Origin of the sequence: Simplicispira metamorpha (genome assembly GCF_004341365.1) — a bacterium.
In the GTDB taxonomy this organism is placed as follows: domain Bacteria; phylum Pseudomonadota; class Gammaproteobacteria; order Burkholderiales; family Burkholderiaceae_C; genus Simplicispira; species Simplicispira metamorpha.
This window is the reverse complement of the sequence record NZ_SLXH01000003.1, coordinates 107,457-132,657: the sequence shown is the minus strand read 5'-3', so window position 1 is coordinate 132,657 and position 25,201 is coordinate 107,457. Positions and strand designations below refer to the sequence as shown.

At 67.0% G+C, this 25,201-nt stretch carries 16 protein-coding genes; 4 read left to right on the top strand and 12 right to left on the bottom strand.

Features of this window, described 5'->3' with window-relative positions; all coding sequences use genetic code 11:
- The first annotated feature begins 272 nt into the window (after positions 1 to 272).
- Complete coding sequence (locus tag EV674_RS02735) at positions 273 to 2,573, top strand: NADP-dependent malic enzyme (RefSeq protein WP_119012884.1); 2,301 nt, start codon at positions 273 to 275, stop codon at positions 2,571 to 2,573.
- A gap of 78 nt (positions 2,574 to 2,651) precedes the next feature.
- Here the strand turns inward: EV674_RS02735 and EV674_RS02730 are convergent, their stop codons facing one another.
- From EV674_RS02730 to apbC, 7 genes are all read right to left on the bottom strand, one after another.
- Positions 2,652 to 3,284 (bottom strand): TorD/DmsD family molecular chaperone, encoded by a 633-nt coding sequence (locus EV674_RS02730; RefSeq protein ID WP_119012885.1) that lies wholly within the window; start codon positions 3,282 to 3,284, stop codon positions 2,652 to 2,654.
- On the bottom strand, positions 3,281 to 5,350 hold the full coding sequence (locus EV674_RS02725) for a 4Fe-4S binding protein (RefSeq protein ID WP_119012886.1): 2,070 nt from the start codon (positions 5,348 to 5,350) through the stop codon (positions 3,281 to 3,283). Before EV674_RS02725 ends, EV674_RS02730 begins: the two co-directional genes overlap by 4 nt.
- The gene (locus tag EV674_RS02720; RefSeq protein ID WP_119012887.1) at positions 5,310 to 6,050 is read right to left on the bottom strand and encodes a DUF3306 domain-containing protein; all 741 of its coding nucleotides are present in this window, start codon (positions 6,048 to 6,050) and stop codon (positions 5,310 to 5,312) included. Before EV674_RS02720 ends, EV674_RS02725 begins: the two co-directional genes overlap by 41 nt.
- On the bottom strand, positions 6,043 to 6,588 hold the full coding sequence (locus tag EV674_RS02715; RefSeq protein WP_119012888.1) for a DUF3305 domain-containing protein: 546 nt from the start codon (positions 6,586 to 6,588) through the stop codon (positions 6,043 to 6,045). The genes EV674_RS02720 and EV674_RS02715 overlap by 8 nt, the downstream gene beginning before the upstream one ends.
- Before the next feature lie 5 nt (positions 6,589 to 6,593).
- Positions 6,594 to 9,434 carry a formate dehydrogenase subunit alpha gene (gene fdhF / locus EV674_RS02710; protein WP_119012889.1) on the bottom strand — a complete coding sequence of 947 codons (2,841 nt, stop codon included), beginning with the start codon at positions 9,432 to 9,434 and terminating at the stop codon, positions 6,594 to 6,596.
- Positions 9,431 to 11,365, bottom strand: coding sequence for an NADH-ubiquinone oxidoreductase-F iron-sulfur binding region domain-containing protein (locus EV674_RS02705; protein ID WP_132750349.1), 1,935 nt, complete (start codon positions 11,363 to 11,365; stop codon positions 9,431 to 9,433). Before EV674_RS02705 ends, fdhF begins: the two co-directional genes overlap by 4 nt.
- Before the next feature lie 249 nt (positions 11,366 to 11,614).
- Positions 11,615 to 12,706 carry an iron-sulfur cluster carrier protein ApbC gene (gene apbC / locus EV674_RS02700; protein ID WP_119012890.1) on the bottom strand — a complete coding sequence of 364 codons (1,092 nt, stop codon included), beginning with the start codon at positions 12,704 to 12,706 and terminating at the stop codon, positions 11,615 to 11,617.
- Positions 12,707 to 12,851: 145 nt separating this feature from the next.
- On the opposite strand from apbC, the gene EV674_RS02695 reads away from it, so the two are divergent.
- The 3 genes from EV674_RS02695 to EV674_RS02685 all read left to right on the top strand — a co-directional run bounded on the left by EV674_RS02695 (position 12,852) and on the right by EV674_RS02685 (position 17,364).
- Positions 12,852 to 13,415 (top strand): restriction endonuclease, encoded by a 564-nt coding sequence (locus EV674_RS02695; protein ID WP_119012924.1) that lies wholly within the window; start codon positions 12,852 to 12,854, stop codon positions 13,413 to 13,415.
- A gap of 116 nt (positions 13,416 to 13,531) precedes the next feature.
- Complete coding sequence (gene metG / locus EV674_RS02690) at positions 13,532 to 15,613, top strand: methionine--tRNA ligase (protein WP_119012891.1); 2,082 nt, start codon at positions 13,532 to 13,534, stop codon at positions 15,611 to 15,613.
- Between the two features lie 56 nt (positions 15,614 to 15,669).
- Positions 15,670 to 17,364: a SulP family inorganic anion transporter gene (locus tag EV674_RS02685; protein ID WP_119012892.1), complete on the top strand. Its 1,695-nt coding sequence runs from the start codon at positions 15,670 to 15,672 to the stop codon at positions 17,362 to 17,364.
- 94 nt (positions 17,365 to 17,458) lie between these two features.
- Here the strand turns inward: EV674_RS02685 and EV674_RS02680 are convergent, their stop codons facing one another.
- From EV674_RS02680 to EV674_RS02660, 5 genes are all read right to left on the bottom strand, one after another.
- Entirely contained in the window at positions 17,459 to 18,682 is a 1,224-nt protein-coding gene (locus tag EV674_RS02680) for a VWA domain-containing protein (protein ID WP_119012893.1), read from the bottom strand.
- Complete coding sequence (locus EV674_RS02675) at positions 18,679 to 21,111, bottom strand: DUF5682 family protein (protein ID WP_119012894.1); 2,433 nt, start codon at positions 21,109 to 21,111, stop codon at positions 18,679 to 18,681. The genes EV674_RS02680 and EV674_RS02675 overlap by 4 nt, the downstream gene beginning before the upstream one ends.
- A 12-nt stretch (positions 21,112 to 21,123) precedes the next feature.
- Entirely contained in the window at positions 21,124 to 22,209 is a 1,086-nt protein-coding gene (locus EV674_RS02670) for an ATP-binding protein (protein ID WP_119012895.1), read from the bottom strand.
- Between the two features lie 62 nt (positions 22,210 to 22,271).
- Positions 22,272 to 23,843, bottom strand: a complete 1,572-nt coding sequence (locus EV674_RS02665) for a DUF5691 domain-containing protein (RefSeq protein ID WP_119012896.1) — start codon at positions 23,841 to 23,843, stop codon at positions 22,272 to 22,274.
- Entirely contained in the window at positions 23,840 to 25,180 is a 1,341-nt protein-coding gene (locus tag EV674_RS02660; protein ID WP_119012897.1) for an SWIM zinc finger family protein, read from the bottom strand. The genes EV674_RS02665 and EV674_RS02660 overlap by 4 nt, the downstream gene beginning before the upstream one ends.
- Positions 25,181 to 25,201: the final 21 nt, after the last annotated feature.

Genomic DNA, 25,201 nt, shown 5'->3' with positions numbered 1-25,201 from the left:
CTTTGTCTGAATTCTGGAAATTTCTGATTTTGTATTTTTTACAACCTCAGAACTCAAGCACAGCTGGAATTCTACATCACTTCTTAACGCACTTAAGCCAGGGCATCGAATATTTTCAAAATTGCGCCAATCCTCATCCTTGCTTCAACCGCCGGTCTTGCAAACCGACTGCTGGAGCAATGAGCCACAAGTACAGCAATTGCGCGACCAGCCACAGCAACAGCTGCCAGCATCGGGTAAGCTCATTTGGCAATCTGCGAGGAATTTTCTGTATGACCCAAAACCTGTCAACCGCCGAACAAGCTCTGCGCGAAGCCGCGCTCGAATACCACCGTAACCCAGGCAGGGGCAAGATTTCCGTCACGCCCACCAAACCATTGTCCAACCAGCGTGACTTGTCCCTGGCCTATTCGCCTGGCGTTGCTTATCCCTGTCTGGACATTGAGGCGGACCCCGCCTTGGCCCATGAATACACGGCGCGCGGCAACCTGGTCGGCGTGGTCACCAACGGCACTGCCGTCCTGGGCCTGGGCAACATCGGGCCACTGGCCAGCAAACCCGTGATGGAAGGCAAGGGTTGCTTGTTCAAGAAGTTCGCTGGTGTGGATGTGTTCGACATCGAACTCGCCGAGAACGACCCAGATAAGCTGATCGACATCATTGCGGCGCTGGAGCCTACGCTGGGCGGCATCAATCTCGAAGACATCAAAGCCCCCGAGTGCTTCTACATCGAGCGCGAACTCTCCAAGCGCATGAACATTCCGGTGTTCCATGACGACCAGCACGGCACGGCCATCATTTCCAGCGCGGCCCTGCTGAATGGCCTGGAACTGGTCGATAAACAGATTGGTGATGTCAAGGTGGCGGTCTCAGGTGCTGGGGCTGCGGCCATCGCCTGCGTGAACGTCATGGTGGGCCTGGGCGTCAAAGTAGAAAACGTCTTCATGTGTGACTCCAAGGGCGTCATCTACGAAGGCCGCCCCGGTGGCTACGACGAATCCAAGGCCCGTTATGCGCAAAAAACTGACGCCCGCACGCTGGCTGATGCGGTCGATGGTGCCGACGTGTTTCTGGGCTGTTCGGCCCCTGGTGTGCTGACGGTCGAGATGGTCAAGACCATGGCCGCCAAGCCCATCATCCTGGCCCTGGCCAACCCTGAGCCAGAAATCCGCCCCGAGCTGGCCAAGGCCGCTCGGCCCGATTGCATCATCGCCACGGGCCGCTCTGACTACCCCAACCAGGTCAACAACGTCCTGTGCTTTCCGTATATTTTCCGGGGTGCACTCGATTGCGGCGCCACCAAGATCACCGACGCCATGAAGCTGGCCTGCGTGCGCCAGATTGCCGATCTGGCCAAAGCCGAGCCCAGCGATGAAGTCGCCGCCGCCTATGCGGGCAAAGACTTGCACTTCGGCCCCGACTACCTCATCCCCACCCCGTTTGATGCGCGCCTGATTCTGCGCATTGCCCCCGCCGTGGCGCAGGCTGCTGCCGACTCGGGCGTGGCCACCCGCCCGATTGCTGACATTGACGCCTACCGCGAAAGCCTGACGCGCTTTGTTTATCAGACCGGCATGTTCATGCGCCCGGTATTCCACGCTGCGAAGCTGGCCAACAGCCGCGTCGCTTATGCCGAAGGCGAAGATGATCGCGTACTGCGCGCCGCACAAGTGGCCGTAGACGATGGCCTGGCACGCCCCATCCTGATTGGCCGCCCCGCCGTGATTGCCGCCCGCATCGAAAAGGCAGGTCTGCGCATCCAGCCGGGCAAGGACGTAGAAGTCTGCGACCCGGAAGACGACCCGCGCTTTCGCCGTTACTGGGAGACCTACGTCAGCCTGATGGGTCGGCGCGGCGTCACCCCCGAAGCAGCCAAAGCCATCGTGCGCCGCTCCAACACACTGATTGCATCCCTGATGGTGCGACTGGGCGATGCTGACGCCATGATCTGCGGTCTGGTGGGCAAGTTTGACAACCATCTGGCCCATATCCGCGACGTGATCGGCCTGAAAGCCGGTACGCCCGAGCTGGCCACCGTGAACGCCCTCATGCTGGAGCAGCACACCCTGTTCATTGCCGACACCTACATCAACGAAGACCCCAGCGCCGAAGAACTGGCTGACATCGCCTTGATGGCCGCCCAGGAGGTGCAACGCTTTGGTCTGCCGCCCAAAGTGGCCTTTTTGTCGCACTCCAACTATGGGTCTTCCAGCAGGGCATCGGCACGCAAGATGCGCCAGGCGCGCGACCTGTTTGTGCAGTCGGCGCCGCACATCGAGTGCGACGGTGAACTGCATGGTGATGCGGCCCTGTCGGATGCCATGCGCCGCACCATGCTGCCCGAGACCACCTTGAGCGGGGCGGCCAACGTGCTGATCTGTCCGAATCTGGATGCTGCCAACATCCTGTTCAACGTGCTCAAAACCACCAGCGGCCACGGCACCACCATTGGCCCCATCCTGCTGGGCGCGGCCGCTTCGGCCCACGTGCTGACGCCCTCGTCCACCGTGCGCCGCGTGGTCAACATGACGGCGCTGGCCGCAGCCAACGCTGTGCCCACTGCCAAGCCCTGACGCCCACATAGCCCTGACCGCTGCCGCGCACCAGCGCCTGGCAGCGGTCAGGGCAGGCCTGCGAACGGTTTCAGCAGATCAACTGTCGAGCATGTCGAAGGCCTGGGCCTCCACCACGGCAAACGCGCGGGTCAGCCCAGCCAGGGCAGCGTAAAACTGCGCCCGTGGGTGCGCCTGCAAAACATCGCACAGCGCCTCCAGCCACGGCTGCAAATGGGTGGCATAAAAATCCCGCTGGCTGGTCAGGTGGCAGACCGACATATCGTCACCCGCAATCAGGTAGCGCATCACTTCACAAAGATAGGCCACATGGTCTTCCGTCTCGGGCATGGCCTCGTCGCGGGCCAAGCCGAACTGCGCCAGGTCACTGCGCAGGCGCGCCAGCGGTTTCTCGTTCAAAAAACCGCTGAGGTAGTGCGATCCATACAAATACACCTCGGGCTTGCCCACACCGCCAAACAACGCCGTGTATTCAGCAGCGATGGCTGCATCGCTGTGCGCGCGCGCCGCTGCTACCAGTTGCTGCCAGGGCTCTTGCAAAAAGCCGCCGGCCATGGGCGCTTCGGTCACGGCCACGCGCAGGGCTTCCAGCAACGGCGCAGGTGGCGGGGCGTAATACAACTGGGCCAGCAGGCCATACAGCTCAGCGCGCGCGGTTTCCTCGTCCAGCGCGGAACTGGTGGGCAGGGGCAAAGGGATGGCGGCGTTCACAGGCGGGTCACTTTCTGTTCGTTCTGCGAGGAATAAAGGTCAATCACGCGGCAGTCGCTGCACATCTTGAGCCGCTCCAGTGCTTCGCCCTGGAACATGGCATGGCCTGCCAGCTTGCCCAGCATGGCCTCGATGGCTTTGAGTGTGCCAAACGGCTTGCTGCAACGGATGCAGGCATACGGCTGCATGTCGTGCAGCACCCGGGCTTGCCCGCGCTGCGGCGTGAGCAATAAGCGAGGCACCAGTGCCAGCGCGTCTTCGGGGCAGGTAGTGGCGCACAAACCGCACTGGACGCAGTTTTGCTCAATGAAACGCAGCTGGGGCGCCTGCGGGTTGTCTTGCAAGGCGCTGGACGGGCAAGCCCCCACGCAACTCAGGCACAAGGTGCAACGGTCTTTGTCCACCGTCACGCTGCCCAGCAGGGCGCCGCTGGCCGGCAGGGCAATGGCCTCGGGGCGCGCTGCCACGGGCAAGGGCGCCTGCTCCAGCAAATGGCTCAACGCCATCTCCAGGGTGCTGCGCTTTTCGGGGGATACGGCAAAGCGCGCAGGCACAGCAGGAACCGATGGGCGCGTCTGGCCCAGCCCCTGGAGCAGCGCATCCAGGTCCATGGCGGTGCGGGCCCGCAGGAGCTGCAGGTGCGTGCCGGTGTAACCCAGCCCGTGCAAGATGGCCTGTGCCGTCTCCATCTGTGCCTGCAAACCGTCCAGGTACTGCGGCGCTTCTTCACCAGTGACCAGCACCACCACCTGGTGGGCGCCATAGGCCACGCTGGCGAGCCACAGCTCCAGGCCGGTACTGGCGGTGTGCCACAGGGCCATCGGCAACACCCGTGCAGGCACGCCCTGCGCCAGCCCCAGGCGGGCCGCACGGCCCAGCTCCTGCACCAGCGCCTCGCCGTGCTCCTGGCTGTGCAGCAGCAAGACCGCCTCTTTGCCGCCCGCCGTCGCGTAGGTGGACAGCAGCGTGCGGATTTTCAGCCCCTGGTCGCTGGCGCGCGGGTAGGCATAGGTCATGGCACCGGTCGGACACACCGTGGTGCAAGCACCGCAGCCCACGCACAAATGCGGATTGACCACCACCCGCTGGCGGCCCTTGTCGCTGCGAATGGCCTCGGCGGAGCAAATGTCCACGCAGGCATTGCAGCCCAGTGCGGTGTTGCGGCTGTGGGCGCACAGCTTTTGCTGGTAGGCAAAGAACTTGGGCTTGTCAAACTCGCCCACCAGCTCGCGCAGACGCAGCAAGGCGGCCATATCCTGACCGTCCCAGCGGAAATAGCCCTGCGGCAGCGCGTGCTGCATGAACGTGGGCGTGGCCGTGCCAGCGCGCAAATCCAGCACCAGGTCAAAGCGGTCTGCATGGCGCGCGGGCAGGCGCTGAAAATCAATCGCGCCCGCTATCTGGCACACCTTCACGCAGCTGCGGTGCGCGCCGCAAGCGGCCATGTCCACTTGGTAATCCAGCCCGATGGCGTTGTCCGGGCAGGCCTGCACGCAGGCATTGCAGCGGGTACACAAGTCCAGGTCGATGGGGTTGTCGGCCTGCCAGGCCAGCTCAAACGCCCCCAGCCAACCGGTCAGGGACGTGAGGGTGCCGCCCAGCACCGGGTAGCGCCGCTCCTGGGCACCGCCCGCGTTGCCCGGGCCGGTGGTGAAGATGGTCACATCCAGCACATCGGCCACCAGGGCGGCGGCACGCTCGGCAGCATCCAGTGCGCCAATGATGAGCACACGCCCCGCACTCTTGAACGTGACGGTGGACACCGGATCCGGCTCGGGCAAGCGCGCTGCCGCCAGCAGCGCCGCTATTTTGGGCGTGGCCTGGCGCGCATCGCGGCTCCAGCCGCCCGTCTCGCGGATGTTGACAAAGCGGATGGGGGACACCGCCCCTTCGGTCTGCTGGCCCAGCTCGGCAAACAGGCGCCGCTCCTGGGTGCAGGCCACCACCACCTCGTCACCCGACTGGATGGCTTGCTGAAAAGCACCAGCCTCGCGCCGACACAGGGCAGAGTGCAGGGTCAGGTTTTCATGGAGCAGCGCCCCCAGCGCCTGGGGCTGGAGGGGCATGGTCTGGTTGCAGTCGCAAATCAGCGTGGGCATGGTCGTGGGGGGCAGCGCTGGCCAGTGGCCCGCCCTCAGGCAAGAAGCCAGCGGGCACAGGCGCGCCAGAAGTAGTTAAGGGCTGCGACTGTGCCACGTCTGCGGGCGGTGGCACGCTGTGCGCAGGCGCAGCGCAGGCGGCTACGGGGTCTTTGTCCGCACCGGCAGGCACACTGCCAGCCGCCTGCTGCGGGGCTGGCTCCTCCTGCACCATGCCAAGAAACTGGGCACTGGCCATCTGGCGCAGCATGGCCAAGGGCAGCGGGTCGGGGCGGGAGTAATCGTCGATGTAGATATCCAGGCCATCCATCACGTTGAAGTGCGGGTCAGCGAACAGCTTTTTCATGGCCGCATTGCGCACTTCAGGCGCTACGCCCCGGGCAACAAAGGGCTTGAAGTCCGATTGCGGCGTGAGGGTTTGCGCCTGCGCCAACGTGGGCGGTGCAGGCTCAATCACCGGTTCGGGCACCACACCCACCGCGCTGCGTCCGGGCTCGTGCGCACCCGCTGCCCCGGCCACCACGGGCGGGCGAGCGGTGAGCGGCGCAGCGGGCACCGGTGCCACGGCGGGCACTATGACTGGCGCTGGCGGCTCCTCGGGCAACGGCTTGCCTGCCAGCGCCTCCTGTTTGCGGCGCGACCAGCGGCCCAAAAATCCGTCAGCCATGTGCGCCTCCGCGCTGCTTGTCGGTGGACACCGAGGCCGGGTTGCCAAAACGGTCCAGCAGCGGCTGAAAACTCTGTGGGCGCCTGCGCCGACGCGGCTCGGGCTGGTAGTGCAGATCGACAAACGCCTGCAACCACTCGCGCACCGGCGCGGGCGCGGGCACCTGCTCCACGGTTTCCTGGGCATCCAGCCAGCGGCCTGCATCGTGGTAGCTCAGGCTCACGGCCACGGGGCGCGCCAGGGGGCGCTGGCCTTCGGGCGCTTCTTCGTCCAGGCGCCACAGCACAAACCAGCACGGCGCGGGCGAGGCCAGGTTCAGGTAGTAGCCCTCGGCATCGTCACGGAACAGCTCTACAGCCATATCCGGAAACAGCCAGCGCTCCTCCAGCGCATCCTGGAGCAACAACCGGGGTGCGGTGCCAAAGGCTTCTTCGTGGGGCACGACATCGGCCAGCGACCAGCGCCAGGGTTGCCAGCGGTTGTCAATGCGCTCACAGCGCAGGATGACGGCGACTTCGGTGTGGGGACGTAACGACATGGCGGCTACTGTAGGGCCTGCACGGCCACGGCGCAGTATTTGAACTCCGGTATCTTGCCAAACGGGTCAAGTACCGCGTTGGTCAGCAGGTTGGCAGCGGCCTCGGCGTAGGCAAAGGGCATGAACACGGCGCCATCGGGTGTGCCCTCGTCCAGGCGCAGGTGCAGCTGCACCGCACCACGGCGTGAACGCACCTGCACCAGCGCACCGGGCTGCACGCCGCAGCGGGCCATCTCGCGGGCATTCATGCACGCGGTGGCGATGGGCTCCAGCGCGTCCAGCACCGCCGCGCGGCGCGTCATGCTGCCGGTGTGCCAGTGCTCCAGCTGGCGCCCGGTGATGAGCACCAGCGGGTAGTCGGCATCGGGCCGCTCGTTCGCCCAGACGATGCCCGCAGGCACCAGCGTGGCGCGCCCCGTGGGGGTGGGAAAGCGCTCGGTAAACACCACCGGCTGGCCCGGGTCATCGGCCGACAGGCACGGGTAGGTGACGCTGGAGTCGCGCTCCAGCCGCTGCCAGGTGATGCCGCCGATCGATCGGTGCATGGCCTGGCGCATTTCTTCATAGACAGCGGCCACGCCCGCCTCGGCGCCGGGGTAGTGCCAGCGCAGCCCCATGCCCGCCGCCATCTGCTGGATGATCCACAGATCGGGCCGGGCCTGACCGGGCGGTGCCAGGGCGCGGCGGCCCATTTGCACGGTGCGGTCGGTGTTGCTGGCGGTGCCGGTTTTTTCGGGCCAGGCGCTGGCAGGCAGCACCACGTCGGCCAGCCAGGCGGTTTCGGTCAGAAAAATGTCCTGCACCACCAGGTGCTCCAGGTGGGCCAGGGCATGGCGCGTGTGGTGCAGGTCGGGGTCGCTCATGGCCGGGTTCTCGCCCATGATGTACATGCCGCGCACCTTGTGCGGGTGGGCATCGTCGGCCAGGGCCAGGTTGAGGATTTCCACCACGGTGTAGCCGGGCCGCTCGTCCAGTGCCGTGCCCCAGAACTGCTCAAACCAGGCGCGTGCCTGCGGGTTGTCCACCCGCTGGTAGTCGGGGAACATCATCGGAATCAGCCCGGCATCGCTGGCGCCTTGCACGTTGTTCTGGCCGCGCAGCGGGTGCAGGCCGCTGCCGGGCTTGCCGATCTGGCCGGTGATGGTGGCCAGCGCAATCAGGCAGCGCACGTTGTCGGTGCCATGCACATGCTGGCTCACGCCCATGCCCCAGAAAATCATCGCGGCGGGGCTGGTGGCATAGGCCCGCGCCACTTCGCGCAAGGTGCTGGCGGCAATGCCGCACAGCGGGGCCATGGCCTCGGGGCTGTAGGCCTGCACATGCTGGCGCAGGGCTTCGTACTGGAGGGTGCGGTCGCGGATGAAGGCAGCGTCGGTCAGGCCCTCCTCGATCACGGTGTGCAGCAAGGCGTTGAGCAGCGCCACATCGGCATCGGGCTTGAACTGCAAGGTGCGCCAGGCGTGCTGGCGCATGTCGGTGGCGCGCGGGTCGGCCAGCACCAGCCGGGCGCCGCGCTGCACCGCGTTTTTCATCCAGGTGGCGGCCACGGGGTGGTTGGCCGTGGGATTGGCGCCAATGACGAGGATGAACTCGGCGTGCTCCACGTCGCGCACGGGGTTGCTGACGGCCCCTGAGCCCAGCCCCTCCAGCAGCGCCGCCACGCTGGAGGCATGGCACAGGCGGGTGCAGTGATCGACGTTGTTGCTGCCAAAGCCGGTGCGCACCAGTTTCTGGAACAAATACGCTTCTTCGTTGCTGCCCTTGGCCGAGCCAAAACCGGCCAGCGCCTTGGGCCCGTGTGCAGCGCGCAGCGCACGCAGCGGGCCGGTGGCCAGCGCCAGCGCCTCGTCCCAGGTGGCTTCGCGGAACACCGCGCGCCAGTCGGCGCCAGCGGGGGGCACCTGCTTGGGCGCGCCGGGCTTGCGGATCAGCGGCAGCATGAGGCGGTCGGGGTGGTGGATGTAGTCCAGCCCGAAGCGCCCTTTCACGCACAGGCGCGCCTGGTTGGCCGGGCCGTTGCGCCCCTGCACCCCGACGATGCGTTCGCCGCCCACCTGGTACGTGATCTGGCAGCCGACGCCGCAAAACGGGCACACCGAATCCACCGTGCGCTCCACCGGCGGCGCGGCCAGCAGGGTTTTGGCGCTCAGGGCGCCGGTGGGACAGGCTTGCACGCATTCGCCGCAGGCCACGCAGGTGCTGTCGGCCAGCGGGTCGGCCAGGTCAAAGGCAATGCGGCTGTGCGCGCCGCGCCCGGCCACGCCGATCACGCCGTTGACCTGCTCTTCGCGGCAGGCGCGCACGCAGCGATTGCACTGGATGCAGGCATCGAGCTGCACGGCGATGGCCGGGTGCGACAGGTCGGGCGCCACTGGCGCGCGGCGCAGGGCCGCCAGCGCGGGGCGCACCGTGACGCCCTGGCGCGCTGCCCAAGCGCTGATTTCACCGTAGGCGCCTGTGGCTATCGATTTTGGGTCAAATGTGCCTCCAGCGCCCGCTGGATAGGCGCTAGCAGCTATGATTTTTGATGGTTCCTGCCCGGGCTCACCCGTGTCTGGCATATCGGACAGCAGCAGCTCCAGCACCAGGTTCTGGCTGTGGCGGGCACGCGGACTCTGGGCCTGCACCTGCATGCCGGGCGTGGGCTGGCGGCAGCAGCTGGGCGCCAGGGTACGCTCGCCCGCGATCTCGACCACGCAGGCGCGGCAGTTGCCGTCGGGGCGCAGGCCATCGGTGTGGCACAGGTGGGGGATATGCACGCCATGGCGCTGGGCGGCCTGCCAGATGGTTTCGTCCGGCGCGGCCTGCACGCTCTGGCCATCCAGCTCGAAGGTGATGGGATTCATGGCTGCACCTCGTGCGCAAAATACGTTTGCACGCAGCGGATGGGGTTGGGCGCCGCCTGCCCCAGGCCGCAGATGGAGGCGTCCTGCATCACCTGCGCCAGGTCGGCCAGCGTGTCGGCATCCCAGTGCGGCGCCTGCATCAGCGCCGCCGCTTTGGCCGTGCCCACGCGGCAGGGCGTGCACTGGCCGCAGCTCTCGTGTGCCAGAAAGCGCATCACGTTGAGGGCGGCATCGCGCGCGCGATCGTGCTGGCTGAGCACAATCACCGCCGCCGAGCCGATGAAGCAGCCGTAGGGCTGCAAGGTGTCAAAGTCCAGCGGCACATCGGCCAGGCGCGCGGGCAGGATGCCGCCCGAGGCGCCGCCCGGCAAATACGCATACAGCTGGTGGCCCGCCTGCATGCCGCCGCAGTATTCGTCGATCAGCTCCTGCACGGTGATGCCCGCCGGGGCCAGCTTGACGCCCGGCTGGCGCACCCGCCCACTGACGCTGAAGCTGCGCAGCCCCCGGCGCCCGCGCCGGCCAAAGCTGGCAAACCACTGCGGGCCGCGCTCCATGGTGTCGCGCACCCAGTACAGCGTCTCGAAGTTGTGCGCCAGCGTGGGGTGCCCCCACAGCCCCACCTGCGCGATGTAGGGCGGGCGCAGGCGCGGCTGGCCGCGTCGGCCTTCGATGCTCTCCAACATGGCCGATTCTTCGCCGCAGATGTAGGCGCCCGCGCCCCGGCGCAGTTCGATCTGCGGCAGCGGGCACGGCGGCTGGGCCTGCAACTGGGCCAGGGCCTGCTGCAAGACGGCGCGGCAGCCGTGGTATTCATCGCGCAGGTAGATATAGACGGCCTCGGTGCCCGCCACCTGGGCGGCAATGAGCACGCCTTCGAGAAAGCGGTGCGGGTCGCGCTCCAGGTAGGTGCGGTCTTTGAAGGTGCCGGGCTCGCCCTCGTCGATGTTGACGGCCAGCAGGCGCGGGGCGGGTTGCTCGCGCACGATGCGCCATTTGCGCCCGGCAGGAAAGCCCGCGCCGCCCAATCCGCGCAGGCCCGCGTCTTCCAGGGCCGTGAGCGCTTGCTCGGCATCCATTTCGCCATGGGCCAGGGCGGTGGCCAGCGCATAGCCGCCGTGGGCGCGGTAGGTGGCCAGATCGGTGACGGCGGGGGCTACGGCATCAACACCAACGACGGCATCGGCGGCATCGGCGGCATCGGCGGCATCGGCGGCATCGGCGGCATCGGCGGCATCGGCGGCATCGGCGGCATCGGCGGGCGGGATGCTGCACGGAGCGTGGGCAGCCACATCAAAATTCATAGCTGCTTGCGCGCACGGGTGCTGGGCTAGATACCGATTTGGCATCAAATCCACGGCGTGCAGCACGCCCGCCACCGTGGCCTGGGGCAACGGGTGCTGGTGCAGCACGGCCACCGGTGCCTGGGCGCAGCGGCCCACGCAGGGCACGGCCTGCACCTGCACATCGCCGTGGCCTGCGGCGCGCAGCCGCTGGGGCAACTGCACCAGCAAATCAGCGCTGCCTGCCATGCTGCAACTGAGGCTGTCGCACACGCGCAGCACCAGGCGCGGCGCGGGGGCACTGTCGCTGCGCACGATCTCGAAGTGGTGGTAGAAGCTGGCCACCTCATGCACCTCGGCCAGCGGCAGGTTCAGCAGCCGGGCCAGCGCCACCAGGTGGCGCAGGTGCAGCACCCCGAAGTGGTCATTGAGGCGGTGCAGGTATTCGATCAGCAGGTCGCGCCGGAAACCCTCGGGCGGGCGCTCGCCCAGCAGGGCCGCCACCTCGGCCAGGGCGGTGTCTTCAGGCTGGCGGCCCTTGAGGCGGCTTTTGCGGCGGATCAGTGCGCGCAAATCATCTGGCGTGGCCACGGCCACCGCAGCGGGGTCGGCGCCAGACTCGGCGGTGGGGTTGGTCAGAGAGGTCATGGGGCCGCGCAGCTCGTAAAAAAAGTCGCTGGCAGTGTGGCGGCGCCCCGGATGCGCGTCAATGCGGCCATCCCTACGGTGCGCCTACCGCACGGCCAGACCGAGGCCCCTGCGCGCGCGCAGTCAGTGCGGGCACCAGCGCCCGTGCGCTGACCGCCCGGTCAGACCACGGCCAGCGCCCACCGCCAAACCCCAGCCCGGCCCACCGGGCGCCGCACTGGGCCTGCCCCCCGCAGCGTGGCAGCGATCTCAGGTGTTCTTGCTGACCGCGATGGTCGGGAACTTGCTGGAAAAGTCCTTGGCCTGCTGCGCAATCTTCACGGCCACGTCGCGTGCCACTTTTTTGTAGATTTGCGCCACATCACCATCGGGGTCGGCCACCACGGTGGGGCGGCCCGAGTCGGCTTGCAGGCGGATGCTCATGTCCAGCGGCAGTGCGCCCAGGTAATCCATACCGTAATCAGCCGCCATCTTCTTGCCGCCATCGGCGCCAAAAATGTGTTCCACATGGCCGCAGTTGCTGCACACGTGGGCGGCCATGTTCTCGACGATGCCCAGGATGGGCACGCCCACCTTTTCAAACATCTTGATGCCCTTTTTGGCGTCCAGCAGCGCGATGTCCTGCGGCGTGGTGACGATGACGGCGCCGGTCATGGGCACGCGCTGGCTCAGGGTGAGCTGGATGTCGCCCGTGCCGGGGGGCATGTCGATGATGAGGTAATCGAGGTCTTTCCAGTTGGTCTGGCGCAGCAGCTGCTCCAGCGCCTGCGTGGCCATGGGGCCGCGCCAGATCATGGCCTCGTCCTGGTCTACCAGGAAGCCAATGGACATGACCTGCACGCCGTAGTTTTCCAGCGGCTCCATGGTCTGGCCGTCTTCGCTTTCGGGGCGGCGGTTGATGCCCAGCATCATGGGCTGGCTGGGGCCGTAGATGTCGGCGTCCAGCACGCCCACGCTGGCGCCCTCGGCGGCCAGCGCCAGCGCCAGGTTGGCAGCCGTGGTGCTCTTGCCCACGCCGCCCTTGCCCGAGGCCACGGCAATGATGTTCTTCACCTGCGGCAGCAACTGCACGCCGCGCTGCACGGCATGGGCCACCACCTTGGTGGTGATGTTGACCGAGACGTTGTCCACGCCGGCCACGCCCTTGGCGGCGGCCACCAGGCTGCGGCGCAACTCGGGCACCAGGCTCTTGGCGGGGTAGCCCAGCTCGACATCAAACGCCACATCGCCACCGCTGATGTGCAGGTTGCGCAGTGCGCGGGTGCTGACGAAATCTTTGCCGGTATGCGGGTCGAGCACGCTGGAAAGCGCCGCCAAAAGGCCTTGTTCTGTGACTGCCATTGAATTAACTCCTGTGGGGGGCGGCTAGTCTATCCAAGCAAGGTTCCCCCGGTGGCTGAAGGACAATGCGCACGCTTTGTTCTCCCCGTTTTTCCCTTTCCCCCCCGCGAAACCACCCTACCAAAGGCGCTCCGTGAAATTCAAGATGGCCCCCAACTCCCTGTTTGCGATTTTGCTGCGCTCGCCCTGGTGGGCCAGCTTTGCCGTGGCCGGGCTGATCGTGCTGGTGGCAAGCACGCTGCTGCCCGCGCAGTACGTGGTGTTTGGTGCCCTGGGGGCCGTGCCGATCACGGTGGTGGGCTGCATCGCCGCGTGGCGCCAGTGGAACGCGCCCAACAGCGCGCAAGTGGAGCAGGCCCTGGCCACGGCGCTGGCCCAGCCCTGGCGCGAGTTTGCCGACACCCTGGAGCGCGCCTGGCAAGCGGGCGGCGCCAGCGTAGAGCGCCTGAACCACCCGCACGCCGACTTTTGCCTGACCCAGGGCGCGCGCACCACGCTGGTCAGCGCCCGGCGCTGGAAAGCCGCCACCCACGGCATCGAGCCGCTGCGCCAGCTGCACGCGGCCATGCAGGCGCAGGGCGTGGCCTCGGGCGCCTACATCGCGGCGCAGGGCACCGTCACCGATGCTGCGGTGGAATTTGCCAACGCGCACGGCCTGGTGCTGCTGCAAGGCCCGGCGCTGGCGCAGTTGCTGCGCAGCGTGCGCTGAGAACCTGCCCGCCGCGCCGCACCTGAAGGCCGCAGCGCCCGGCCCCCATCGTCCTAAAATCGCCAGTTCCGCGCCGCACCGCGCGCCGCGCCGCCAACCCCCGCTTCCCCCACACCATGTCTGCACGCAAACTTTTTGTCACCACCGCCCTGCCCTACGCCAATGGCAACTTCCACATCGGCCACATCATGGAATACATCCAGGCCGACATCTGGGTGCGCACGCAGCGGCTGCTGGGCAACGAGGTCAACTTCGTCGGCGCCGACGACACGCACGGCGCGCCCATCATGATTGCCGCTGAAAAAGCCGGCAAAACGCCCCAGCAGTTTGTGGCCGACATCGCCGCTGGCCGCCAGCAGTACCTCGATGGCTTTCACATCCAGTTCGACAACTGGCACAGCACCGACGCCCCGGAAAACCACCAGCTCGCGCAAGACATTTACCGCGCCCTGAAGGCCAATGGCCTGATCGAGACGCGCACCATCGAGCAGTTCTTCGACCCCGAGAAGAACATGTTCCTGCCCGACCGCTTCATCAAAGGCGAATGCCCCAAGTGCCACGCCAAAGACCAGTACGGCGATAACTGCGAAGTCTGTGGCGCCGTCTATGCGCCCACCGACCTGATCCACCCCTTCTCGGCGCTGTCGGGCGCCACGCCGGTGCTCAAAAGCTCCGAGCACTTTTTCTTCAAGCTGTCTGACCCGCGCTGCGTGGCCTTTCTGGAAGACTGGACGCAAAACGGCCGCCTGCAGCCCGAAGTGGCCAACAAGGTGCGCGAATGGTTCACCGTGCGCACCAACCCCGACGGCACCACCAGCGAGGGCCTGGGCGACTGGGACATCTCGCGCGATGCGCCCTACTTCGGCATCGAAATCCCCGACGCGCCGGGCAAATACTTCTACGTCTGGCTGGACGCGCCCATCGGCTACCTGGCCTCGTTGAAAAACCTGCTGGACAAGCGCGGCCAAAGCTACGACGCCTACATGGCCGACCCGCTGCTGGAGCAATACCACTTCATTGGCAAAGACATCGTCACCTTCCACACGCTGTTCTGGCCCGCCACGCTCAAGTTCAGTGGCCGCAAGGTGCCCGACTCGGTATTCGTCCACGGCTTTTTGACGGTCAACAACGGCGAGAAAATGAGCAAAAGCCGGGGCACGGGCCTGGACCCGCTCAAGTACCTGGGCCTGTCGATGAACGCCGAGTGGCTGCGCTACTACCTGGCCACCAAGCTCAGCAGCCGCAACGAGGACATCGACTTCAACGCCGACGACTTCATGGCCCGCGTCAACAGCGACCTGATCGGCAAATACATCAACATCGCCAGCCGCGCGGCGGGCTTTATCGCCAAGCGCTTTGGCGGCGTGCTGGGCGAGGTCTCCGCCGATGGCGATGCGCTGCTGGAGCACCTGCGCAGCGCCGCCCCCGCCATCATCGAGCTGCTGGCCGAGCGTGAATATGGCAAGGCCCTGCGCGAAACCATGCTGCTGGCCGACCGCGTGAACGCCTACGTCGATCAGAACAAGCCCTGGGAGCTGGCCAAGCAAGACGGCATGGAAGGCCGCCTGCAAGACGTGTGCAGCACCTGCATCGAAGCCTTCCGCGTGCTCACCATCTTGCTCAAGCCCGTGCTGCCTGCGCTGGCGGCGCAGGTGGAAGCCTTCCTGAAGGTGGCGCCCTTCACCTTTGCCGACGCCCAGACCATGCTCGGCCAGGGCCATGTGATTGGCGCCTACCAGCACCTGATGCAGCGCGTCACGCCCGAGCAGCTCGAAGCATTGTTTGAGCCTCCAGCCCAAGCACAGCAAGCGCCAGAAGCTATCGAAACCATAGCACCCGGCGGCGAAGCCATCGCCCCCACCATCACCATTGACGACTTTGCCAAGATCGACCTGCGCATCGCCCAGATCGTCAACTGCGAGGCGGTGGAAGGCTCGACCAAGCTCTTGCGCCTGACGCTGGATGTGGGCGAAGGCCGCCACCGCAACGTGTTTTCCGGCATTGCCAGCGCCTACCAGCCAGAAGACCTGATTGGCAAGCTCACCGTGGTGGTGGCCAACCTGGCACCGCGCAAGATGAAGTTTGGCGTGAGCGAGGGCATGGTGCTGGCCGCCAGCCACGGCGATGAAAAAGCCCACCCCGGCATCCACGTGCTGAGCCCCTGGCCCGGCGCCACGCCCGGCATGCGCGTAGGCTGACGCACTCTCTCTCCCCCCGGGGGCAGAGCCCCCCATCTTGTTGGAGGACTCCCCCCATGGCCTGGTCTTTTGCCTTTCGCCCCCGCATCCTCGACGCACTGCGCGGCTACACCCGCACCCGGGCACTGACCGACATCGGCGCGGGCGCCACCGTGGGCATCGTGGCACTGCCGTTGGCCATGGCGTTTGCCATTGCCAGCGGACTCAAGCCCGAAGCGGGGCTGTGGACGGCCATCATCGGGGGGTTTCTGGTGTCGCTGCTGGGGGGCACCAATGTGCAGATTGGCGGGCCCGCCGGGGCGTTCATCGTCATCGTCTATGGGATTGTGGAGCGCTACGGGCTGGCCAACCTGCTCATTTCCACCGCCTGCGCGGGCGTGCTGCTGTTTCTGCTGGGGCTGTTCAAACTGGGCAATCTGGTGCGCTTTGTGCCGGTGAGCATCGTCATCGGCTTTACCAACGGCATTGCCGTGCTGATTGCGCTGTCGCAGCTCAAGGACTGGCTGGGGCTGGACATTGCCAAGATGCCGGGCAACTTCTTTTCGCAGGTGCATACGCTGGTGCAGCACATCCACACGCTCAACCCCTATGCGCTGGGGCTGGGGGTGGCCTGCCTGGCGGTGCTGTTTGTCTGGCCCCGGCTGTTTCTGAAGGGCTCGCCGGTGCTGCGCGTGGCCGAAGGGCACACCGTGCGTGTGTTTGCCCGCGTGCCCGCCCCCGTGGTGGCGCTGGTCACGCTGACAGCGCTGGCGCAGTGGCTGGACATGCCCGTGGCCACCATCGGCAGCCAGTTTGGCGGCATTCCGCAGCAGCCACCGGCCTTTGCCCTGCCCGATTTTTCGTGGGACACGGTGCGCCTGCTGGTCACGCCCACCCTCACCATCGCGCTGCTGGGCGCCATCGAATCCTTGCTGTGCGCGCGCGTGGCCGACCAGCTGGCCACCGACCCGCACTACCGCAAGCACGACCCCAACCAGGAGCTGATGGCCCAGGGCGTGGCCAACTTTGTCGTGCCGTTTTTTGGCGGCATGCCCGTGACCGGCACCATCGCCCGCACCGTGACCAACCTGCGCGCCGGTGCCACCACGCCCATTGCAGGCATGGTGCATGCGCTGGCGCTGGCGCTGATCGTGCTGGTGGCGGCGCCGCTGGCGCTGCACATTCCGCTGGCAGTGCTGGCGGGCATCTTGCTGTTTGTGGCTTGGAACATGGGCGAATGGCACGAGTTTGTGCGCCTCAAACACTTCAGCAACCACTACCGGCTGTTGATGGTCGGCACCTTCTTGCTGACGGTGGTGTTTGACCTCACCGTGGCCGTCGAGGTGGGTCTGGTGCTGGCCTGCGTGCTGTTTGTGCGCCGCATGAGCGCGCTGTTCCGGGCCGACCCGGTAGCGCCCGCAGCGCCCGCCGCCGAGGGCGCCAGCGCCCGCCCGCGCCTGGCCTGGCAACTGCACGGCGCGCTGTTTTTTGGTGCAGCCGCCAAGATCGACCCCATCGTGCAGGCGATTGAAGCAGGCCCTGCCGGGGTGCAGGTGGAGCTGGACGCCAGCGGCCTGTTCGCGCTGGACACCACCGGACTGGACGGCTTGGAGCAAATTCTCAAGGCCGTGGGCCAGCGCGGCGGCCTGCTGTGCGTGAGCAACCCGCAGGAGCAGCCGCGCTCGCTGATGGAGCGCTCGGGCTTCAGTGCGCGCGTGCAAGCGCAAAATGCCGCGCAGCCCGCGCCCACGAGCGCCACCACGGCAGGGTGATGCCCCAGCGCCGGACGCTTTCAGCCCCAGAAAAATTCAGTTAAATCGGCTTCCAGCGCTTTCTGGATAAGCGCGAGCAGCTATCATTTTTGAATCAACACCCCCCCTTGGCCGTGGCCACCAGCCCCTGGCCTGCGGCCCAGGCGTTGATGTCCTCCTTGCGGATGGCAGCAGCCATCAGGCCCGGAAAAGCATCGGGGGTGCAGGCAAACGAGGGCACACCCAGCGCCGCCAGCTTGGCCGCCAGCGCCCGGTCGTACGAGGGCGCACCTTCGTCGCTCAGCGCCAGCAGGGTGATGAACTGCACGCCCGACTCCACCAGCGCAGCCGCACGGCGCAGCAAATTGGCCTCGACGCCGCCTTCGTACAGGTCAGAAATCAGCACCAAAATGGTGTTGCGCGGCTCGCGGATGATGGACTGGCAATAGCCCACCGCGCCGTTGATGTCGGTGCCGCCGCCCAGTTGCACGCCAAACAGCAGCTCCACCGGGTCGTCGAGCTGGTCGGTCAGATCCACGATGGCGGTGTCGAACACCACCATCTTGGTCGCCACGGCGGGCAGCGAGGCCATCACCGCGCCGAAGATGCTCGAATACACCACCGATGCGGCCATGGAGCCGCTTTGGTCAATGCACAACACCACCTCGCGCTGCGGGCTGCGTGCCTTGCGGCCATAGCCGATGAGCTGCTGGGGCACGATGGTGCGGTACTCCTCCTGCCAGTGGCGCAGGTTGGCGCGGATGGTGCGGTTCCAGTCGATCTCGCTGTGGCGCGGGCGGCGGTTGCGCTGGCTGCGGTCGAGCGCGCCGGTCACCGCCGAGCGCATGGGCTCTTCCAGCTTTTTCAGCAGCTCATTGACCACCTTGCGCACCACCATGCGGGCCGTCTCTTTGGTGCTGGCCGGAATCACGCCCGACAGCGCGATCAGGTTGGCCACCAGATGCACATCGGCGTGGGTGCTCTCCAGCATTTCGGGCTCTAGCAGCAGGCTGCGCAAGTCCAGGCGCTCCAGCGCATCGCGCTGCATGACCTGCACCACCTGCGTGGGGAAGTATTTGCGGATGTCGCCCAGCCAGCGCGCCACGCTGGGCGCAGAGCTGCCGCGCCCGCCTTTGCGCTCAGTGGATTTGCCCAGGCCGCCCTTGTCGTCGGCGTCGTACAGCGCAGCCAGTGCCTGGTCGATTTCTGCCATCTGGCCCGAGAGCTTGCCGCAGCTGCCTTCGGCCTGCCCGCCCAGCACCAGGCGCCAGCGGCGCAGGCGCTCTTCTTCGGTGATGGGGGATGGGGCATCCACGGTGGATACGGTGTCGGTGTTCATGGAGCGATTCCCAGGATGGTTTGCAGCAGTGGCACGGGCAAGGCGGCCAGGGCCTCATCCCACTGCACCGCTGCGGTGCGGGCAGCGGCAGCCACCGTGCTGTGGCCCCCTTGGCGCGCACGCTGGCCCAGGTCTTGGCGCTCGCTGGCGCTGAAGGCGGCAAAGGTGCGCCGCACCAGCGGCAGGATGTGGACGAAATGCTCCTCGCCCAGACCGCACAGCCAGTCGTTGACCAGTTGCCACAGCTGCTGGTCGTGCAGCAGCACCATGGCATTGCGGTTCAGAAAACCTTCGAGCCAGGCAGCAGCCTGGAGCGGCTCGACGCCACTGGACAAGTGCAGCGACAGCGCCTGCGCGGCGTCGCTGGCCTGCCAGATGCCTTCGTCCAGCAGCAGGCGGGCAGCCAAACCTTGTAGCAGCTCGTGGGCCGTGGTGCTGTCGGCCATCAGGCGCAGGGCACGCTGCCAGGCCTGCGTCTGCTCGGGCGCATCACGCAACGAAACCGCACTGTGGGCAGCCAGCAGCGTGGTGCGCAGGCTGTCGGCGCTGTCGTCGTCGATGCCGCTGCACGCCAGCGGCAGGCCGATGGCGGCGCGCACGATGAGGCTGTCGAGCATGTGCGCAACCATGCCGGTATCGGTCTGGCGCACGTTGCCGTAGCGAAACACGTTGGCCAGCGGTGGCAGGGCTTCGAGCAGTTGCAGCGTGTCACCGTTGACCGCCGCGCGGTTTTCCAGGATGCGCGTCACGGCCTGCACGGCGGGCGCCAGGTCGGCCAGCAGCACCTGGTTGACCAGCTCGGACAGGTCGCGCAGGTGCTCGGCCTGCTGCGCCTGCTCCAGGCTGGCGGCGGTGGCGGCAGCCTCCAGCGTTTGCCCCCACTGGCTGGCTTCGATCAGGCGCACCACAAATTCGGGCTGCCATTGCAGGCGCCAGATTTCATGGAAGGTGCCGCCGCGCGATGCGCGCCCAGTGCGGCTGACGCGGCCCCAGGGCACGTCGATCAGGTGCAGGCGGTGCAGCAGGTGGCTGCGCGCCAGGTCGTTGGGCTGGCGCAAGTCCAGGTCGAGCGTGCGCTCCAGCGCCTCGGGCTTGAGGCGCAGGGATTTTTGCTGCTGCTCCACGTCTTTTTGCAGCGGCACGGTGGGCACGTCGGGCGGCACCTGGCCCATGCGCTGGCCCACCAGCAGGGCGTCGGCAATGAAGCCGAGCGCAGCCTCGTCGCCCATGGTCAGCACGGTGCGGGTGGCTTCGTGCAGTTCTTCCAACCCCGCCTGCGGGCGCTGGCGCAGGGCAGCCAGGGTATCGGCCAGGCGCGTGGCTTCGATCAGGTGGGCGCTGGAGCAGTCCAGGTCGCGTTCGCGCATCAGGCGCGCCACCCGCGCCAGCCAGCCCACGGTGCGCGGCGCAGCGCTGCCGGGCGCGGCGTCAGCGGCCACACCACTGAACCACAGGTGCTCGTACCAGCCGGGGGCCGCTATGCCAGCGCCGTAACCGCTGGCACGTGTGAGGTGGCGGTACGTCCAGGGCACCCAGGTCGATTGCACCTTGAGCTTGGGCAAGCCTTTGAGCAAGGCGCTATCGGCGCTGGCCTTGACGCTGGCTTGCAAGCCGCCCAGGTGCCAGGCACCGCAGACCACGGCAATGCGCTCGTGGCCTTTCTTGACGGCCTCGCGGATGCGCTGGCGCATGTGGGCCTCGCGCAGCAACTCGCGGCGGGCGCGGTAGGGGCAGGATTCTTCGGCCTGCACCCCCAGATCGGCGCGCAGGGTGGTCATGGCCTCGGCGATGGCTGCAAACAGTTCTTCGCCATCGCCGCGCTCTTCCACGGTGTGGTTCCACCAGCTTTCACCATCGGCGTGGCCTGCAGCCTGGGCCAGCCAGTTCAAAGGGTCGGTGCGGTAGCCGGGCTCGGGGTCTGCGGTGGGGTCGGCAGCAGGGGCTTGCGCGCCATCAGCAGCAGCGGGCGCTACTGCGCTACCCGGGGCGTTGTCGTGGGCGACGGCGGGTGCGTTGGCCTCATCGGGCCCACCGGACTCGCTGGCCTCTTCAGCCTCCTGGGCAGCCACCTCGGCTTCCTGCGCTTTGGCCAGCGCCATCTGGTGCGCCAGGGGCAGATCAATGAACGACACCGGCACCTGCTGCATGAGTGCCCAGCGCAGCGCCTGCCATTCGGGCGAGAACACTGCAAACGGGTGGTACACCGCGCGCGCCGGCTCATCGGGGCAGTAGCTCAGCAGCGCCACGGGCGGCTGCATCTGCTCGGACAACAGGGCGGCCAGCACGCCTTCGGCCTCGGGCGGGCCTTCGACCAGCACGCAGTCGGGCTGCAACCCGGCAAAGGCACGCACCAGGCTGCGCGCGCAGCCCGGCCCGTGGTGGCGAATGCCAAAGTAGTGGACTTTGGGGGCTTCGGGGACTTTGCTCACGGCAGCGGCCTGTTATTCGAGTTCCTTGCAGGCGCGGTACAGGCTCTTCCAGTCTTCGCGCTCCTTGACCACGATGTCCAAATATTCTTTCCACACCACGGCATCCTGCACCGGGTCTTTGACCACGGCGCCAATCAAGCCGGCGGCCACATCGTGCGGGTGCAGTACGCCATCGCCAAAGTGCCCGGCCAGCGCCATGCCGTTGTTGATGACCGAGATGGCCTCGGCGGTGGACAGCGAAGAGCTGGGCGACTTGAGCTGCGTCTTACCATCGAGCGTGCGGCCACTGCGCAACTCGCGGAAGATTTGCACGATGCGGCGCACCTCCTTCAGGGCGGGCGGTTCGGCGGGCAGTTGCAGCGCCCGGCCCATCTCACCCACGCGCTTGACGACGATGGAGACTTCTTCATCCTCCGATGCGGGCACGGGCAGCACCACGGTGTTGAAGCGCCGCTTGAGCGCTGCCGACAGCTCGTTCACACCCTTGTCGCGGTTGTTGGCGGTGGCAATCACGCTGAAGCCGCGCGTGGCCTGCACCTCCGAGCCCAGCTCCGGGATGGGCAGGGTTTTTTCTGACAACACGGTGATGAGCGAGTCCTGCACATCGGCGGGGATGCGGGTGAGCTCTTCGACGCGGGCGATCTTGCCATCACGCATGGCATTCATCAGCGGGCTGGGCACCAGGGCTTTTTCCGAGGGGCCATTGGCCAGGAGCTGGGCGTAGTTCCAGCCGTAGCGCAGCTGCTCTTCACTGGTGCCTGCGGTGCCCTGGATGAGCAAGGTGGAGTTGCCACTCACGGCAGCCGCCAGGTGCTCAGACACCCACGATTTGGCCGTGCCGGGCACGCCGTACAGCAGCAGCGCCCGGTCGGTGGCCAGCGTGGCCACGGCAATCTCCATCAGGCGGCGGCTGCCGATGTATTTGGCGCTGATCTCAAAGCCGTTATCGAGCTTGCCACCCATCAGGTACGACACCACTGCCCACGGCGACAGTTGCCAGTTGGCGGGGCGTGCGTGGGTGTCTGCCTTCTGGAGCTCTTCCAGCTCGTGGGCAAATTGGTGTTCAGCGTGTTGGCGCAGGGCTTCGGTGGTGCTCATGACGGTCTTTCGGAAGCGACAAATCCAGGGACAAAAAAAGGGGATGGATGGGTTGCGCCCGCTCAGGCGGCGGGCAGTTGCGCAAAGGCGCGCCGTGCCAACAACACCGGCAGGCTGTGGCGCAGGGCCTGCGCCAGCGCCTGGCCGGGGGCTTGGTCTTCGCTGTGCTGCTGCTGCGCCTGGGCCAACAATGGCGCCAGCGTATCGGGGTGCAGCACGCAACACAGCTCTGCCAGCGGGAGGTGGTAGTAGCGGTGCAGGTACAGCGGCAGTTTTTCCAGCAACTGCTGTGACAGGGCCAGCGACAGGTGCTGGCCGGGCGGGTACGCAGCCACAATTTGCTGCAACACCTCGTCCAGTCCGCCAACCTGCGCTTTGCCCATGGCTTGCAGGGTGCGCAACCAATAGGGCTCCCGGTCAGCGGCGGGCAACAGGGCCAGCACGGTGGCGGGGGATTCGCGCAGCAGCTTGCCCGGCCAGTGCTCCAGGAAGGCATGGCACCAGGCGGTTTCGGGCGCCATCTTGAGCACGTCCAGCCAGGCGCGCACCAGGGCTTCGTGCCAGTCGCCCTGGCTGGCCCACTGCACCAGGGCATCTGGGGCCATGCCAGTGTGCTGCGGCCACCACGCCAGCGGCACCTGCCGGGCCAGTTGGTACAGCCACCAGGCGCGCTCGCCCATGCTTTCGTGTTTGGGGCGCTCGGCCTCCAGGCCCTCGGCTTTCCAGTCTTCGCCAGGGGCTTGGGGTGGCTCCAGGCGCCAATCGCCGGGCCTAGCCTGCTCCAGGCAGACTTGCACGCGGGCGATGGCGCGCAGCGTGGGCACACTGGTGGGCAGTTGTACCAGCAAGGCGCGCGCGTTCTGGCGCACTTCACGGCCCCGGTCTTGCTGGGCCAGGGTGGTCAGCAGCGCTTCGTCGTCCGCCGACAGGCCGGTGTGCAACACCGCCACCAGGTCGGCGCGTTCTTTGGCGGGCAAATCGGGCAAGGCCGCCTGCAAACGCTGGCGGGCACTGGCCGGATCGGTGGCGCGCTCTTCTTGCAGCAGTTGCACCCGCTGCGCCAGCGTGCCCTCTTGCCAGCGCGTGGCCGCTGGTGCGCTGTCTGCCGTGCCGATGGCATAGCGCCAGTGGCTGCTGTGGCGGGCCAGCCAGCGCCCGCGCTCGCCCAGCACGGCCACCAGCGATGGACGCAGCGCCGTGCTGCGCGAACCCGTATCCAGCGCCAGCGGTAGCACCCCCACCGGCAGCCGCCGGCGTGCCGCGTGCAGGCGCTGGAACAGCTCAATTTGCAGGCGCTGCGGTGCCTCGGTCAGCAACCAATGCAGGCAGGAGTGCAGATCGCCGGGCTCCAGCGGCACCCACTCTTCAGGGCCGATGGCGCAGGCGGCAGCGCCGCTACCCGGCGTAGCAGGGGCCTGGCCTTTCCATCCGGCACGCTCGCACACGGCCAGCACGCCCGCCATTTGCAACAGCGCCAGGGCGGGCTGCGCCGCCTGGGCCTGTACCTGCGCCAGCAAAGCGCCCACCGCCCCGTCAAGCAGGGGGGCTGCCACGGTTTTTTTGTCGGTGCCCACCATGGCAGCGGGCAACAGGGTTTGCCACAACGTGGCCTGGGAAGGGCTGTGCAGACTCATGCGGGACTCCAGATCCAGACCCCTTCGGGGCTGTGTGCAGACAAAGGGCGCAGGGCTTGGCCGTCCCATTCGCCTTGTACGGTCAGGGCGTGTCCGGCACCCAGTGCCAGCAAAGTCCAGCCATCGGCCTGGCGCAGCTGCAAGGGCAGCACCGCAGTGCCCCAGTGCAGGTAGAAATGGTCTGCGTCGTGGGCCATCGTGGCGTCATGGCAGCGCAAGGGGTGCAAAAAGCCCCACGGGTTGTCTGCCATGCGCCGGGCCACGGCATGCCACTCCTGCGCTGGGGTGCTGGTGCCAGCGCCCTGCGCGGCAGGTGCCGCGTCCGCCTCGCTGCCAGCACCCGCCACCAGCGCGCGCAGCGGCGCGGCACTGGGATAGAAAGCCAGTGCGGCATCCACGGTGGCCGGGCACATCCAGGCCTGCTCAAAAGCACGGCCTGCAAACGCGTGGTCCAGCACCAGGGCACGCTGGCCGGTGTGCAGGCCGTGCAGCCACACACGCCGCTCCATCAGCCCGCCCTCGCGCTCTTCCTGGATCACGCCCATCACCTGCCACTGGTCGCGCACGGGGCTGGCCTGTGCCAGTACAGCGTCTTTGTCCAGGGGCCAGCCCAGCAGGGCGCGCACGTCGGCGATGGCGCCCTCGCCCAGGGCCGTGCGCCGCGCCACGGCGTCGCAGGCCAGTTGCAGCAGGCCCAGGCGGCGCAGCACGTTTTCTGGCCAGTGCGGGCCATCGAACAGCGCGGCCGCGGCGTAGCGCAGGCGCTGCGCCAGGCCCGGGGCCTGGGCATCGACCAGGCGCGCGGCCATGGCATCCCAGGCGTCCTGGCTGTCGGGGGTGAGGTGGCCCAGCCCCTGCGCAGCCTGGTCGAGCAGCCATTGCTGCAATTCGGCCACGCCCTTGTCGATGCGCGCCCAGCGTTTTTGCGCGGTTTTCAGGGCAGCCTCTGCGGCGTTGGGGTCGGCGGCTTTTTCAGCGGCTTTCTCGCGCTGCTTTTCTTCTTTTTTCTGGCTGCGCTCGGTGCGCGAGGCCAGCCACTCGCTCACCCAGGCGGGCGATGGGCCGGTCTGGAACAGCGCCGGGCTTTTGGCCCACAGCAGCAGCAAAGCCAGGCCGTGTTTGCACGGAAACTTGCGGCTGGGGCACGAGCAGCGAAACGACGGCCCCGACAAGTCCACCTGTGTCTGGTAGCGGCTGCTGCCCTGGCATTCGCCCCACACCGCCGCTTCGTTGGCGCCCAGCAGCGGCCATTGCCCCGGTTTGGTCAATCCATTGGCGGCCTTGGCCGAGGCGGCATCGGGTGCCAGGGCCAGAACAGATTCAGCACTGATTTGCATGGACACAGGTCATTGAAAAGT